This window comes from Mediterraneibacter agrestimuris, assembly GCF_943193195.1.
Classification (GTDB): Bacteria; Bacillota; Clostridia; order Lachnospirales; family Lachnospiraceae; genus Schaedlerella; species Schaedlerella agrestimuris.
In genome coordinates this window covers 1-13,458 of record NZ_CALPDG010000013.1, presented here as the reverse complement: position 1 = coordinate 13,458, position 13,458 = coordinate 1, and the positions used below count along the sequence as shown (strand labels likewise).

General features: G+C 37.5%; 21 protein-coding genes. All 21 read right to left on the bottom strand.

The features are described from left to right. Positions 1-12: 12 nt before the first annotated feature. Positions 13-1,062: a HaeIII family restriction endonuclease gene (locus NFS18_RS08400; protein WP_251389636.1), complete on the bottom strand. Its 1,050-nt coding sequence runs from the start codon at positions 1,060-1,062 to the stop codon at positions 13-15. After that, positions 1,037-1,999: a DNA cytosine methyltransferase gene (locus NFS18_RS08395; RefSeq protein ID WP_202031322.1), complete on the bottom strand. Its 963-nt coding sequence runs from the start codon at positions 1,997-1,999 to the stop codon at positions 1,037-1,039. The genes NFS18_RS08400 and NFS18_RS08395 overlap by 26 nt, the downstream gene beginning before the upstream one ends. A 109-nt stretch (positions 2,000-2,108) precedes the next feature. Further along, entirely contained in the window at positions 2,109-2,411 is a 303-nt protein-coding gene (locus NFS18_RS08390; protein ID WP_251389635.1) for a hypothetical protein, read from the bottom strand. A 27-nt stretch (positions 2,412-2,438) separates the two neighbouring features. Continuing rightward, positions 2,439-2,738 (bottom strand): hypothetical protein, encoded by a 300-nt coding sequence (locus tag NFS18_RS08385; RefSeq protein ID WP_251389634.1) that lies wholly within the window; start codon positions 2,736-2,738, stop codon positions 2,439-2,441. Positions 2,739-2,741: 3 nt separating this feature from the next. Continuing rightward, complete coding sequence (locus NFS18_RS08380; protein ID WP_251389633.1) at positions 2,742-3,032, bottom strand: hypothetical protein; 291 nt, start codon at positions 3,030-3,032, stop codon at positions 2,742-2,744. Positions 3,033-3,048: 16 nt separating this feature from the next. Beyond that, complete coding sequence (locus tag NFS18_RS08375) at positions 3,049-3,228, bottom strand: hypothetical protein (protein ID WP_251389632.1); 180 nt, start codon at positions 3,226-3,228, stop codon at positions 3,049-3,051. A 9-nt stretch (positions 3,229-3,237) separates the two neighbouring features. Beyond that, entirely contained in the window at positions 3,238-3,621 is a 384-nt protein-coding gene (locus NFS18_RS08370; protein WP_251389631.1) for a TnpV protein, read from the bottom strand. A 46-nt stretch (positions 3,622-3,667) separates the two neighbouring features. Beyond that, positions 3,668-6,478, bottom strand: coding sequence for a recombinase family protein (locus tag NFS18_RS08365; protein ID WP_251389630.1), 2,811 nt, complete (start codon positions 6,476-6,478; stop codon positions 3,668-3,670). After that, positions 6,475-6,966, bottom strand: coding sequence for a PcfB family protein (locus tag NFS18_RS08360; protein WP_026650181.1), 492 nt, complete (start codon positions 6,964-6,966; stop codon positions 6,475-6,477). Before NFS18_RS08360 ends, NFS18_RS08365 begins: the two co-directional genes overlap by 4 nt. Before the next feature lie 70 nt (positions 6,967-7,036). After that, positions 7,037-7,777, bottom strand: coding sequence for a phage antirepressor KilAC domain-containing protein (locus NFS18_RS08355; protein WP_251389629.1), 741 nt, complete (start codon positions 7,775-7,777; stop codon positions 7,037-7,039). Continuing rightward, complete coding sequence (locus NFS18_RS08350) at positions 7,758-8,195, bottom strand: hypothetical protein (RefSeq protein ID WP_251389628.1); 438 nt, start codon at positions 8,193-8,195, stop codon at positions 7,758-7,760. Before NFS18_RS08350 ends, NFS18_RS08355 begins: the two co-directional genes overlap by 20 nt. Before the next feature lie 13 nt (positions 8,196-8,208). Beyond that, positions 8,209-8,619: a single-stranded DNA-binding protein gene (locus NFS18_RS08345; protein ID WP_251389627.1), complete on the bottom strand. Its 411-nt coding sequence runs from the start codon at positions 8,617-8,619 to the stop codon at positions 8,209-8,211. 152 nt (positions 8,620-8,771) lie between these two features. Then, positions 8,772-8,972 (bottom strand): hypothetical protein, encoded by a 201-nt coding sequence (locus tag NFS18_RS08340; protein ID WP_117768340.1) that lies wholly within the window; start codon positions 8,970-8,972, stop codon positions 8,772-8,774. 266 nt (positions 8,973-9,238) lie between these two features. Continuing rightward, entirely contained in the window at positions 9,239-9,448 is a 210-nt protein-coding gene (locus tag NFS18_RS08335) for a DUF6219 family protein (protein ID WP_009300563.1), read from the bottom strand. Between the two features lie 63 nt (positions 9,449-9,511). Next, positions 9,512-10,213 (bottom strand): hypothetical protein, encoded by a 702-nt coding sequence (locus tag NFS18_RS08330; protein ID WP_251389626.1) that lies wholly within the window; start codon positions 10,211-10,213, stop codon positions 9,512-9,514. A 54-nt stretch (positions 10,214-10,267) separates the two neighbouring features. Next, entirely contained in the window at positions 10,268-10,735 is a 468-nt protein-coding gene (locus NFS18_RS08325) for a hypothetical protein (protein ID WP_227402234.1), read from the bottom strand. 25 nt (positions 10,736-10,760) lie between these two features. Continuing rightward, the gene (locus NFS18_RS08320; RefSeq protein WP_251389625.1) at positions 10,761-11,084 is read right to left on the bottom strand and encodes an LPS biosynthesis protein; all 324 of its coding nucleotides are present in this window, start codon (positions 11,082-11,084) and stop codon (positions 10,761-10,763) included. A 139-nt stretch (positions 11,085-11,223) separates the two neighbouring features. Beyond that, a complete protein-coding gene (locus NFS18_RS08315) occupies positions 11,224-11,718 on the bottom strand; it encodes an AAA family ATPase (protein WP_172495185.1) in 495 nt (164 codons plus the stop codon). Positions 11,719-11,762: 44 nt separating this feature from the next. Further along, positions 11,763-12,125 carry a GrpB family protein gene (locus NFS18_RS19930; RefSeq protein WP_251389661.1) on the bottom strand — a complete coding sequence of 121 codons (363 nt, stop codon included), beginning with the start codon at positions 12,123-12,125 and terminating at the stop codon, positions 11,763-11,765. Positions 12,126-12,256: 131 nt separating this feature from the next. Next, positions 12,257-12,751 carry an HD domain-containing protein gene (locus tag NFS18_RS08305; protein ID WP_008981870.1) on the bottom strand — a complete coding sequence of 165 codons (495 nt, stop codon included), beginning with the start codon at positions 12,749-12,751 and terminating at the stop codon, positions 12,257-12,259. 171 nt (positions 12,752-12,922) lie between these two features. Then, a complete protein-coding gene (locus NFS18_RS08300; RefSeq protein WP_007887521.1) occupies positions 12,923-13,384 on the bottom strand; it encodes a helix-turn-helix transcriptional regulator in 462 nt (153 codons plus the stop codon). Between the last annotated feature and the right edge of the window lie 74 nt (positions 13,385-13,458).

Sequence of the window (13,458 nt, the reverse complement as noted above, 5' to 3'; positions counted from 1 at the left end):
TCCTTACATCTTTTATTTGTTTCCATATGGTGGAATATCTTCAGCTACTTTGTCAGCTGAGATAACCTTATGATATTCCAATGTTGTAGAATCCCATGGCTCAATTTGTGTTAATATTGAGGACGGCATTGCCATCAATTGCACATCAAATTTCAATGAAGGTTCAATTTTAGAACTTGCATTATGAATTCGCATCGATACATTCCAACCTTGATCACATACAACAACAATTGTATTTCTTGATCCTTCTTTAAACCCTATTTCATAAAATCTACTTGGTAACTTCATCAATGGTACATCTATAAGAGCTTTCTTTTTCCCATCCTTTTGATTTAATGTTCCATTGATATTTACAGATTCTATCATTGTAAATCTTCTTTGATCATTCATAATAACCTTGTAAAAGTCATTAACACCAATCAGATATTTAATCAATCGTCCTGGTATCTCATGTGGATACTCAGAATCTAAACGTTTTAATTCATTCATGAATGCTTCCAAAACAGGTACATAGCAGTCCATCTCTTTATCTGGAATAATATCCCATTTGGCTGGCTCGCCATTTGCTTTGCTTTCGTCCCTTATCTTTCTTAATGGTAAAAACACGTTTCTAATCGCTTCAAAATACTCTGTTGAACAAGGTATTCCAAACCACTCTTTTCCAAAATCTATAGTATCTGATAAACGACTATGTTTGACTGCCTGATGATTATGTTTACATGACAATCCTATTTCCCAGTCACTGCCTCTCATACACAATACATCTCGTACATCACCTGTAATTCCAGCTGAATCTGTTTGCAAGCCAATTAGCATATCATTTTTTTGATTCGATAACTTAGGCTCTAACCTATCGACAATTCTAACCGCAGCCTCTGCTCCTAATATATAGTCACGCTGCTCCTCCATTGTGAGATTATTAAAAGCGTTTCGTGCAGTACTCATCTGTGGACTATCTAGCAATACAACATTTGTAATTTTGCTATATTGCTTATAAAGAACATAAGCACATGCATATTCAAAAGCTTTTCCTGTTTCAGTTTGTTTTCCGCTTTTTGCCATCACGAAGTCTGTTTGACAGTACTCCATAGAGATGTGTAGCAACTGTTTCGGCTAATTTTACCGGAACAGCATTTCCTATTTGCTTATATTTTGAGGTCAAATCTCCATAAAATTCCAGATCTGGTGGGAATGTTTGTATAGCCGCTGCTTCCCTCCAACTAAATCTCCTTGTCACACCATTATCTCCAAATTTCCACAAATCCTTATCTAGTTTTACCATATCTGGGGAACCTGGCCATAATGTAACTTGTTTAGCCATAGCAGGAATCGTATAGGATACATCGTCCCAGCCTCTTTTTCGATTTCTACTCATATAACGACTGCTATAAGGTGCATTACATACTTCATCTGGTTCTGGCTCTGGAATATTTTTTAATGCTTCTCTCATTGTTACACGATAGTTTCGCGGAACAGGAAATTCAAATTCAGTTATATTTAAATCTTTCCTAAATCCTACAATAATCACTCGCTCCCTGTCTTCTGGAACCGCATAATCCTTTGCATTGAGTAATTTATAAAAGACATTATATCCACATTGTGAAAAATCTTCTACTATCGCTTCTATGATAGTTCCACCACCCATTGTCAAAAGTCCTTTAACATTTTCTCCAACAAACATTAACGGTTTTTTTTCCTTGACAATTCTTACATAATGTTTATAAAGTACGTTTCTTGAATCATCAATTTTTCGTGGCCCACTCAGAGAAAAGCCCTGACACGGAAATCCGCCCAGCATAATATCCGCATCTGGAATATCTGTTGCATCAACCTTTGCAACATCTCCACATACTACTTTTGCAGTACTCCAGTTCTCATGAGTTTTACAGGCATCTGCATTAAAATCATTAGCCCAAATTGTTTTGAAACCAGCTCTTTCAAATCCCATATCCAGTCCGCCGGCTCCTGCAAATAAGCTAATTGCCGTAAATTCTCTCACGCTTCAAACTCTCCTTTGTTTAATTTATATGCCGCTACATCCATAATCGATCGTGCGGTCGCATAGCATTATAACATATCTTTATGATATATTTCAATTTGTAACAGTATCATCTCGATAATTTTCTCATAATGCCTTTTATTATTTTTTTCATTTTCATTCCATCTTTCAAGCCTAGCCGATAGAAAAATTCTTCTGTCTCTGCTCCGCTGTTAAATATCTGGTCACAATATTTTGTAATGACTTCTTCCTGCTTCGGTGAAAGTGTAGCAATCACTTTTTTGTACGCTTCTTCAACCTCATCTGGCTCTGTCATCGAAGGCTGACTCAGTTTCCAATCCGCATATGCTTTTCCCATATGTTCTGTTATGGTCAAGTTAATAAATTCTTCGATCTCTTTCGTCATTTTCATTTGTTAATACCATTCCTTTCACACAACCTACTCTGTTAATGCGTCCAGCATAACCTGAATAACTTCCTTCAGTTTTAACCCGTCTCTTAATCCCATACGATAGTAAAACTCATTCAAATCACTGTTATTATTTGAAGTTTCCGTCATATAGTCAAAAATGATTTTCCCCTGTTCTTTTGGCAGCTTTCGAATCACCTTTTGCACTTTCACTTCCAATTCTTCATTGAACGGATCATACTGCTCTCCATCTTTTTCCTGATAAACTTCTTCCATTCTTTTCCCAATCAGGTCGCTCATGAACTTTTCCATTTTTTCTGTTAATTCCATCTTTTAATCTCCCATCAATCGAATTTTGATTGCTTCCAGCCACACTACAGACCAGCCAGCGAGAATAGGCAGAACATACAATATAAAGCCTATCGCAAGCATTCTAATTGCCTCTGTGCCTGTTTCCTGTCCGAATCCATACCCCAATATAGCTGTGATGCAGATAATTCCAGACAAGATATGAAATACAGTTGCAGACAGCCATGTGAAGAACATAACCACCAGCTGTATGATTGTCAGGCACATACGCACCGGCAATAACAAAATTCTTATAATAATTCTTACAACTACCATGACTGCCCGCCCCCTTTCATTGTTTTATATATCTACGGTAATTATCCAGAACAGAATCCGTAACACCATTTTTATATACTTTACGGATATCTACGATTTTTTCATCTTTCAGCAGTTTCAGCCAGTCCAACAGGTCTTTTCTGCTGTTTGCGAAGTTACAACATCTTCCATCTGCGTATTCGATTCTATATCTCATAAGGCCCTCCTACACGTACACCATTTCGGTCAGTATCATTTCATCAACCCGGCTTCTTACATTATTTGTCCGGCGAACCCATTCCATTTGATTTCTGGCTTTCAATTCTTCAGTAATGTCTTCCTGCTTCATTATTTGCTCCATAAATAAATCTCTACGCTGTATGCACTGTTCATTTACATCTGCAAGATGCGTCCAGAGTTTTCCGCTGAGTGACAAGTACGAATACAGTCCGCTCTTATAATCTCTCAGATAGTTCCTGCGGAGACTTCCATAAAATCCAATATCACGTGTCTCTTCCAGCACTGCAATCAGCGGTAAATAAATCTCTCCAACAAGGATATAATCCAGTCCATTCTCAGTATCATGAATCAATGGTGCTAATTTTTTCATATTCAATAACCTCTCTGCTTGTTTTCTTCCTGTCCTTGTGGTACGATCAAGCCGAAGCGGTGACAGGTAATTCCTGCTCCGGTTCAAGTTCAGTTGGCTCTGGTTCTATTTGGTAGGTAGGCTCCAGAGCCTTCTTTTTTTGCTTGTTTCTCCATTTCTGTGTGCTGGCAGTAGCTTTCTTTCTGTTTTCCAGAATCTTTTCATACTCCTTCATAGCTTCCGGATTATCAGCCTGTGCAGCCTTTTCAATCTCTTTTGCTTTTTTCTGCTGTTTCTGATAACTCCGTTTTCGGCTTGCCCGGTCTCTTTCCCGTCTTGCCCTCTCTTTATCCAGAATTGCTTCATACTGCCTGATTGCCTCTTCATCGCCAGCTTCCGCAGCTGCTTTGATTCTGGCACGTTCTTCTTTACGCTTCTGGGAACACTTTCTAGCTGCTATCCTCTGCCTTTCTCTTTTGGCTTCTGCTTTACGCTGTTCTTCTTCCTGCCGGGCTTTTCTTTCCGCCTCCAGTTCTTCTTCCGAAAAAGGAACTGCAAACTGTCCGATGAAATTGAAATAAATGTCTATCCGCTGTGTACGATCAAGACCTTTTCCTACCGCTTCATGAACCATAATTTTATCTATAAACTCATTTAACATTCTTGGGGTAATTTCTTCAAAGTCCTGATATTTTTTTACAAGTCGGACAAACCGATCTCCGCCATTTTCCGAATTTTCATTCTGACCGAGTTCCTGTTCCAGTTCTGCCACCTTTGCTTCCAGCTCCTGCTGTTCATCGTCATATTCTTTCATCATGCGGTTAAAATGCCTGTCCGGGATTTTCCCCAGTACATTTCCTTCATACAGGTTCTTTATCAAAGTATCTAACTCCTGAATCCTGTTCTTAGCTGACTTGACCTCTTTTTGTGATTCTTGCATGAACTTTTCACTGTAAGTTTCTTTCAACTGACCCACCTGTTCCAGAAATTCTTTTTGATTCGTCAGAACAAATCTGGCAACTCTGCGGATAGAATCATCAACAAGCTGATCCAGTGCCGATGACGTTATAAAATGAAATGTACACTCTTTATATTTGTTTCCATATGCTGAGCATGAAAAACTACTGTCTGAATCATAGCGTTTCCCATCTTTTCTCTTTTGTGCTTCGGGGCTTCTGTAACTCATTCTGCTGCCACAATCTGCACAATAGACAAGCCCTGATAATCTGTGTTTGTACGTGCCATTTGCCACACGCTTCGTCACTCTTTTTCTGAACTTCTGTGCCTGATTCCAAGTATCTTCATCAATGATCGCTTCATGTGTATTTTCAAAGATAATCAATTCCTCTGGTCTGGCTTTTCTTCGTTTCTTTGTTTTGAAGTTATCACAGATTGTTTTTCCAAGAATCGTATGTCCCATATATTCCCTTTTATCAAGAATCCCACTGACTGCAGTAGCATTCCAGATATAAGGATCATGGTAACTGTGATTCCTGCTCACTTCTCCTTCCCCATGTCGTTCCAGATATGCAGAGGGTATTAAGGTATGCTCCTTTGTGAGAATATCTGCTATCTGTGCCGGACCATTTCCTTCGATTGCAAGCTGATATATTTTTCTTACAACTTTCGCTGCTTCTTCATCGACCAGCAAATGGTTTTTATCTTCTGGATCATGCTTATAACCATAAGGAATTGCACCACTACATCTCTTGCCGGATTTCATTCTGGATTGAAAAATAGCTTTGATTTTCTTGCTTGTGTCCTTTGCATACCATTCATTCATGATATTCAGAAATGGTGTAAAATCATTATCTGTTGGTGTTGCACTGTCAATGCTGTTATTGATTGCAATGAATCGGACATTTTTCTCTGGGAACAATATTTCTGTGTAATACCCAACTTTCAGATAATTTCTTCCCAGTCGGCTCATATCCTTTACACAAATGGTATCAATCAGTCCTGCTTCCACATCAGCAATCATTTTCTGAAAGCCCGGACGGTTAAAGGTAACTCCGCTGAAGCCATCATCTGTATAGTGCCGGATATTCGTCAATCCCTTAGCCTGTGCATATTCTTCCAGATAATTCTTCTGGTTCGTGATACTGTTTGATTCCCCTTGCAGTTCATCGTCCTTTGATAATCTCTCATAGAGAGCTGTCAGCTTGTTATTCCGCTGTGCCACGCTTTCCACCTCCTTCCTGCGAAATGTCTGCAAATACAGACAAATAAGCGTTTCTTCGCAACTTCTGTTTATGAAGCAACGTTTGTTTCTCTGTACTTTATATATTAAACCCTTCGGATCTGTAATGACCATGGAACAGTTCATCTGCATGACTGACGGCTTAACGAAAAATCGAGTTTTTCCGGAACCACTGCCGCCAATGACCACTATATTTTTATTTCTTGCATACTTTGGCTGTTTAGGTCTGCTCTCCATGGTCAATGCTTCTGTTGCTGTTAATGGAATATTCATCCAGGGATCTTCCGACATATAAGGCTTGATATCCTCTGCGGTTCCCCATCTGGCTGAACCATACTCGATGCCTTTCCGTAATTTCTTTGCGTCTGCCTGTTTCTGCCAGACCAACACTTTCAGAACGACCGCAACAACAATACCTGCTAGCAGATCTTTCCAGTTATTGCTTAACACAAAACCAGCAAAAATCCGGTCTGCGTGTTCCATTGCATATAATAGTTTGTTCCCCATATCTTCTCCCGGACTGTTCCGGTAAAGAAAAAATGCCCGGTCTGCATAAAAAGCAGCCAGAGCATAAGGAATATTTGTAAGAACCAGTTTCTTTTTATCCAGGGCGGACAGCTTACCCCCGATTTTATTCTTCCACTTCTGCATCAGAGTTTTGCCGCTTTTCTTTTTCATCGACTCTGCTCCTGATGCCGGTTCTTTACTTTGTCCTTCGATTTCTTTGGCATCATTGCTCTGTAAGTTGCAAGACGCTTGTGAATAGAAGGCTTATTCGCTTTTTGAATCTGTTTCTGGGAAAACTCACGGAAAGCAGCATTGAGGGCATCCTGATCACGTCCTTTAAAAAACACCAGATACATCGGTGGATCTTTACTCTTATCTTTTTTCAAAGCATAATTGATCCCGTATTTTCTGGCATAACGTTCAAAGGACTTGATATTCTTATTTGTGATCTCGATATTGACCATCCCGGCATTCTGTTTTGCCAGCTCTTTTACCGTGACCTTTCCCTGTTTCGGCTGATTCTTCTTCGCTTTCTTCTCTACCGATTTCTGCTTCTGATGACGCAGATAAGCAGCAAGAACCTTTTTCAATAGATCTGCTGTTACTTTGGTAGTCCGAATGCAGAACGTGACCGTTTTCTGAGTTACCTCTTCCTGCATGATTTTCCCTCCTTTCAGCGATTTAACTGCTGTCCAGATCTGTAATCATGGCAACCACCTCCTTCATTCTTTACTCTTCCTCCGCACACAACGCTTTAAAAAATTCTTTTCCTTTTGGTGTAACCAATGTCTGTGAACCAAGATGTCCATTGTTAAAATAGTCTTTTACAATAAACAGATCATTGTTCTTCTCCACCGCATATGGAAGCAACGTGCCGGATGGACTTCTATATAGAAATCCTCTATTTAAAAGAAGTTTCACAAATTTTCTTTCTGGAAATTCAATCTCTTTTGCCGTCGTTCGAATATTGGTGCATTCTCCTGTAATCATGAAATAATCATAATAATCTGCTTTTGGCTGCATATCCTTTACACGATTTTGTAATTCTCGATTTCGATTATTTTCTGCCAGAAGTCTCTCGGCAAATTCCAAAAGAAGTTCCGGGTTATCTTTTACCCTGTCTAAAAGATCGGTCTCTAAATATCCGCCTGTTTTCCTAATAGCCGGAAGTACCTCATCAAATACCCACTTCTCAAAATTCTGTGCTGACTTTAAACGACTTTTTGTAATCAGCCGATATACATCTCCCTCTGGAATAAAAATCATTGGCTGTACCCCACCTGATGTAAGGACGCCCCGTTTCAGGGCCCCCTTGCAATGAACATTTATCGCATTTCTTGGTTTTGCATATCCCAAAGCAAATGCTACATCAATTCCAGAAAACAAAAGTCTGCCTCCATCTTCGATCATACGGATGGAACCAAACTCCGAATTGTGAAACTCTGTGATTTTATAATCCGTCTTCTCCATCCTCTTCTCCTCCTGTACCGGCAAGTAACATCAAACCATTTTCAATGATTGTGCTCCTAATAAACTCTGCTACATTCACGGTTAAATAACCGAGATATTCTGCAAGGAAACTACTATATTCCTCTTCTGTCAGTAATTCCTCCAGTGCTTCCAAATGAGCTGTCACTTTAGAAGTCTGTTTTCCACCAAGCAACTTACCAAATATTTCTGTAAATTCTTCTGTGTCACATGACTCAAACATACATAAGATCATCTCCATTGTTGTTTCCAAAACTAGACGGTCCATTTTCATTTGCGTCAGCTCTTCCATTGTTTTCATGGCAGTCATAAGTGCATCGCTTGTCATATGTTCTGTATTGATTCTTCCTTCTGAATCAACCAATCCTATTGCAAATAATTCTAAAAAGTATTTTCTCATAAATTTTGTCCTCCTATCGAAATGGCATTTCTTGTTCAAGTTCTTCTGGTATATCAAATGGAATTTTTCTCTTCTCTGCTGGTTGAAATCCATCAGATTCTTCTTTTTTTGTTTTGGCTTCTGCAAATTCCACATCATCCATAATGACTTCGGTATAATAGGATGCAGTTCCAGTCTGTTCATCTTTGATCTGAGAGATTACTAACTCTCCGGAAAGAGCAATCTTAATTCCTTTTTCAAGATATTTCTCCACAAATTCTGCATTATTTCCATAAGCTGTGATCATCACTACAAATGCTTTGCTTGTGCGATTTCTTTTTACTACCAGTGGAAACCTAGATGCTTTGGTTTGTCCCTTTTGCGTAGATGCCAGCTTAGTTTCTGGATCTCTGGCAAGTCTACCCATTAAAACAATCGTATTCATTCTTTTTGTCCTCCCTTTCTTCCTGCAACACCCTTCCCTGGTATTTCAAACAGGATAATAATCTGTGCATTTTCTGCACGAAAAAATGAGGAATGGAGTCGAACCATTCCCCACTTGCTACAGGATTTCTCCTGTAATATAAATAAGAAAATCTAAGTATTCGCATTTGGGCTTTGTCTGTACATATACATCTGATCGTTATCATTCCAGATAACCCGACTGCAAAAATACAGCCACAGTCTCTGTTTCAGCAGAGGTCCTATACCTTTCGGTGGTATCATTATTGCTTCGCTCTTCCCATAGGAGTCTTCGCCTGCACGAGCCGGATTATCTCCGGTAAGCATGTTCCTCAAGATGTATCAGCTCCTTCAATTGTCAAGGTGCAATCGGAAGAACTGTCTGAACCTCTTTTACGTTTGTGATTTTTGGAAATCAGAGGATTTTCAATTTGCCTTCCATATACTCTGTATTGGGAGCGACAAAATCGGACATGATTTTAGAAATTTTTATAAATTATTTTTTTGAGGTGTAAAAAGACATAAAAAAAGATGTCAGGCTTTCTCCTGACACCGTAGTGACTGTGCCAACTTCGTGCCCAGTGGGCACAAAGTTGGTTGTATTATTCTTCATTTCCTAATGATATTGGTTCTTTCTTTGTTTTCTTGTTTTTAGATATCATCTTATGACCTGTATAAATAGCCATAATCATACAAAGCAAAGAACTTGCCGCAAAATATTTATGGCTTGATTTTGAACCTTTATATCCGCTATAAAAAGTTCCTAGCATCGTTATCAATGCTCCGACAGACCAATATTCATGAGCTTTCATTCTAACATCTCCTTTTGTGTTAATTTTAATATGTACCGTTTGATGAAATATACAAACTGGAATTTATATGGCATTCCAAATAAAACAAAAGGCAAATACGCACCCCCATGCGTTGCCAGTTTTCTTCTTTACCATTAACATTCCGTAAATTGCAATAACTGTGGTAATTATTTCTACAATCCCCCAAAAAGAAGTGCTAAATGGGTGGAAAAGTATACACACGATTGCACAAGTAATAGCTCCATAATCTAACCATTCGTTTGTAGTAGGGTATCTTCTATTGATTTTGTCACAAATAACAACATAATTAAATCCTTCAAAAAAGCCCCACACAAGAACGATAAGAGCCATTCCTAATATTGAAAATGGAATACCACTTGCAATTACATCATCTGTGATTAAAATACTGAAAGGTTGGTAGCCATTGAATTGACCTGATAAAAAAATATAACAGATGGACGGGACAAAGCATATAATCGTCCCGATGATTGCTTTGAAAATATTTTTTCGTATCAATCCCAAATGCGTGAAACTTTCTTTTCGCAAAATGCAAACGATTGTAATTCCCAATCCAGCTACGCCAAATTGTACTCCTGCATTAAGTAATAATCTTGGAATAACTGAAATATTGCTGTTCGCAACAAAACTCATTAGTTGTTTACCTGTTGCAGCGTAAAATAGGAAAACTCCCAATGTTACCAAAGCTATAATCCAAAGATCTGTTTCTAATCTTTTTTGTTCCGCTGAAAGTTGTTGTTTCTTCATATATGCTCCTTAAATCCCGATTTTCTCAATTCTCCAAACTGGAAGTTGTAAATATCATTTTACATTTTTATATGAAATCACAATATGACTTGGTGCAAATAATACTGATGCAATAATCAATAACACTGACCTACTCATAATCCCACTAAATAAGAACAACATTGAAGGAATAATAGAAAGTGCTAATGCTCTGAAAACGCTGTTTTTCTTAAAACATATAATCCAAATAGCACAATAAAGCATTACCAATATGGTATCTACAATCAGATATAGTGCAAATGCTTCGTCAGACCACCACCCGAACCAAGTTCCCGGAATATTGATTATCATGAATCCGAAACAACCCAATCTCCCTACTTGTTCTGTGACCTCAACATATTTATTGTTCCACTTATTATCAAATCCATCTTTACACTTAATCGCAAATACAACATTGGGTATCATAATGACTGCAATAAAAATCAGCCCAAAAACATTAAACCATTCCATATTATCTACCATCACAAACTCTGATTTTCTCAATTCTCCAAACCGGAATTTGACTTGCCTATTTTCTTAAAATCCCATGTGGAGCTTCTATTTCATTTGCCAAGGTATGCTCTGTTAATTCTGACATCAATTTCAATTTTTTATTAATCAATGGTCGCATACAATTAGGAACATGTTCCTGATGCGCTCTGTGGATTGCTACACATTCCTTACAGTTTCCGTGATAACGACAGGCTTTCAGGCAAGGACAGTGATCTTTGTCTTTATACTCCTTACGAAATTCCGCTGCAAATTCTTCTTGCAGTCTCAGCCCCTCGACACGGTTTCCCTTATGAAATTCTACCATTGCATCCAGTTCTTTCTGGTTCCCTTCAATCTTCATGTTATTATAGCGCCTCCATTTCAACTATTCCTCATTTTTCTGATGAATTCCAATTTTGTTGTCATCTTCATTATACTTCATCGCCTATCGAAAAGATAGCATATCATCTAGTACAATTTCCATGCTTAAAACCACAATATTAATATCCCTCGACTACTATAACTTCACCTTCTTCATCAGTTGGGGGTTGAAAATGATCATAATAAGTGGAAGCTGTTTGCTCCGTCAATATGATATCATTTTGATGATTTCCGTTTCTTTTTCGAATACGTTCCATACACACTTCCTTAGGTGTCTTTATATAATAGATTTTAGGTTCTATGTCGTATTTCTTTAATAATGAAATATATTCATTTCTCATTTCTCTAGACCAAAATGAATAATCGAGAACAATATCAATGTTTTGCATGATAAGTGAAATTAGTTTTTCATCAAGATAGGTTTTAATATCTTCTAAAACCTCCTGAGGTAAAGGATGTTCATTAAAACCTCGTTTGAATGATTCTTCATCATAAGATAGTATTGTCATCCCGGTACTTTCAAATTTTTTTGCTAGTGTTGATTTACCTGCTCCCGCAGGGCCGCACATTAAAATAACTTTACTTTTCGACAAATTATCTACTGTATTTTTCATTGATATAACCTCCTATAACAAACCAAGAAAACATGACACTCTCCTTAAGCATTATTACTATTCGCTCTTTTCATGATTTCCTGTACTATTGATGTTTTAGCATTCGCATAGTGCTGGACATGCCTCCATTTATTCTTTGCCAAGCTTCGTTTGACTTGTGCATATTTGTCCCGATCAGTATCATTAGTCCGCAACCGATCACGGAAGCGTAACATTCTATCAATCTCTGATGTGCCCAAACTGAACACATGCAGATTAATATCGGTATCCGGTCCTTTAAACAAACGATACTCAAACCAGTCAGGTTCTCGAATCTGTAGCACATATCCGGCCGCTTCCAACACTGGAACGTAGGATGACTCATCAGCAGAATCCTTAACAACCAACCGTATTCTTTTGCAACTCATCATCCGTTGTAGGCATGGAGGTATTATTAGATATCATCTTATCGCACTCCTTTGCTGCTTATTATCTAGGGTTAAACTTAACTACTATTTTTTCTTTGCGATATAAAATACATAACTGTAATAATCTACTACTAATCTAAAATAAAGCGATTATAAGCTATCCTTTTTCCTGTGTTTGTTTTAAAGTTTTCATCTATACACTTTTTTATCTTTTCCTGTTCTTTTTCTTTATCCATAACCGTTAAATTTTCAAGCAAATCAGCTTCCCATTGTATTTGAAAATCAAGTCCATCAATTTTAGATGGAGTATGATGGTTGCCTATTATAAAGCATATTCTATCAATATTTTTGTTATAGCCTACCTTTTTTAATATTTCTTTCGCTACTTCTGGTCCTTCCTTTTCTTGATAGACACCATCAATAGAACCGTATTTTTTTTGTGCTTCAACCGCACCAATATCATGTAGTATAGCAATAATACTGATGAATTCTTTTTCTTCCTCTCCGATATTTTCTCCTTTCATTATATCTTCTGCATTTTTCAAAACTTTGAGAGTATGCTCTATGCCAAAAGGAATTTCTTTGAATACTTCTTTCATCTCTATAATAATTTTTTCTTTAAACATAAATTACCTCCATTTACATTTTAGTTTGACAACTTCCGATTTTAATGTCTCTATTATACCATAATGATACTATTATAAAAAAGGAAAAAGAGCTCCTTCGAGCTCTTTTAATTCAGTTCTGTAAACTTGAATTTCATGAATTATCGCTTGCCTTAAACTTGCTGACACAAATCATTTAGTTTCCAATCCACTCAAATAGAATTGATATAACAAATACACCAGAGAAAATATACCAATTAACAAATACGCCACATTTTCTTTTAAAGATACTAGATACGATGAGAATACAACAAAGCCAATAACCTTGATTACCGCTTTAATTTTTCGATTTTCAATCTTATCAATTTTACAACAGATAAAACGTACTCCAATAACCATAGGAGAAAATAAGATTGCAATCAAAATTAATATAATATTTTGCTTATTAAAAATAAGCTTTGATAACTGTTTTTTCTCATTATCCTTGATGTCCAAATACTGGTATAGCAATATAAGAGAGGCTTGGTCAGGAACACTTTTTCCCAATTCCCATTTCGAAATTGTCTGTCGCGTAACAAAGACAACATCAGCCAGTTGTTGTTGGGTTAAGCCCTTTTCAATTCTGGCTGATTTAATCAAATCTGATATTTCCATAGTTTTTACCATTCCTTTCGCTTCGCTCAAGGCACAAACAAGTTATGAAAAATGTTGTGCCCCTCCTCTTTTTG

Excerpts from the sequence above, each read along its gene's own strand:
- NFS18_RS08400 (WP_251389636.1), bottom strand. The coding sequence starts at position 1,062 with ATGGCAAAAAGCGGAAAACAAACTGAAACAGGAAAAGCTTTTGAATAT.
- NFS18_RS08390 (WP_251389635.1), bottom strand. The coding sequence starts at position 2,411 with ATGAAAATGACGAAAGAGATCGAAGAATTTATTAACTTGACCATAACA.
- NFS18_RS08385 (WP_251389634.1), bottom strand. The coding sequence starts at position 2,738 with ATGGAATTAACAGAAAAAATGGAAAAGTTCATGAGCGACCTGATTGGG.
- NFS18_RS08380 (WP_251389633.1), bottom strand. The coding sequence starts at position 3,032 with ATGGTAGTTGTAAGAATTATTATAAGAATTTTGTTATTGCCGGTGCGT.
- NFS18_RS08375 (WP_251389632.1), bottom strand. The coding sequence starts at position 3,228 with ATGAGATATAGAATCGAATACGCAGATGGAAGATGTTGTAACTTCGCA.
- NFS18_RS08370 (WP_251389631.1), bottom strand. The coding sequence starts at position 3,621 with ATGAAAAAATTAGCACCATTGATTCATGATACTGAGAATGGACTGGAT.
- NFS18_RS08365 (WP_251389630.1), bottom strand. The coding sequence starts at position 6,478 with ATGAAAAAGAAAAGCGGCAAAACTCTGATGCAGAAGTGGAAGAATAAA.
- NFS18_RS08360 (WP_026650181.1), bottom strand. The coding sequence starts at position 6,966 with ATGCAGGAAGAGGTAACTCAGAAAACGGTCACGTTCTGCATTCGGACT.
- NFS18_RS08355 (WP_251389629.1), bottom strand. The coding sequence starts at position 7,777 with ATGGAGAAGACGGATTATAAAATCACAGAGTTTCACAATTCGGAGTTT.
- NFS18_RS08350 (WP_251389628.1), bottom strand. The coding sequence starts at position 8,195 with ATGAGAAAATACTTTTTAGAATTATTTGCAATAGGATTGGTTGATTCA.
- NFS18_RS08345 (WP_251389627.1), bottom strand. The coding sequence starts at position 8,619 with ATGAATACGATTGTTTTAATGGGTAGACTTGCCAGAGATCCAGAAACT.
- NFS18_RS08335 (WP_009300563.1), bottom strand. The coding sequence starts at position 9,448 with ATGAAAGCTCATGAATATTGGTCTGTCGGAGCATTGATAACGATGCTA.
- NFS18_RS08330 (WP_251389626.1), bottom strand. The coding sequence starts at position 10,213 with ATGAAGAAACAACAACTTTCAGCGGAACAAAAAAGATTAGAAACAGAT.
- NFS18_RS08320 (WP_251389625.1), bottom strand. The coding sequence starts at position 11,084 with ATGAAGATTGAAGGGAACCAGAAAGAACTGGATGCAATGGTAGAATTT.
- NFS18_RS08315 (WP_172495185.1), bottom strand. The coding sequence starts at position 11,718 with ATGAAAAATACAGTAGATAATTTGTCGAAAAGTAAAGTTATTTTAATG.
- NFS18_RS19930 (WP_251389661.1), bottom strand. The coding sequence starts at position 12,125 with ATGAGTTGCAAAAGAATACGGTTGGTTGTTAAGGATTCTGCTGATGAG.
- NFS18_RS08305 (WP_008981870.1), bottom strand. The coding sequence starts at position 12,751 with ATGTTTAAAGAAAAAATTATTATAGAGATGAAAGAAGTATTCAAAGAA.
- NFS18_RS08300 (WP_007887521.1), bottom strand. The coding sequence starts at position 13,384 with ATGGAAATATCAGATTTGATTAAATCAGCCAGAATTGAAAAGGGCTTA.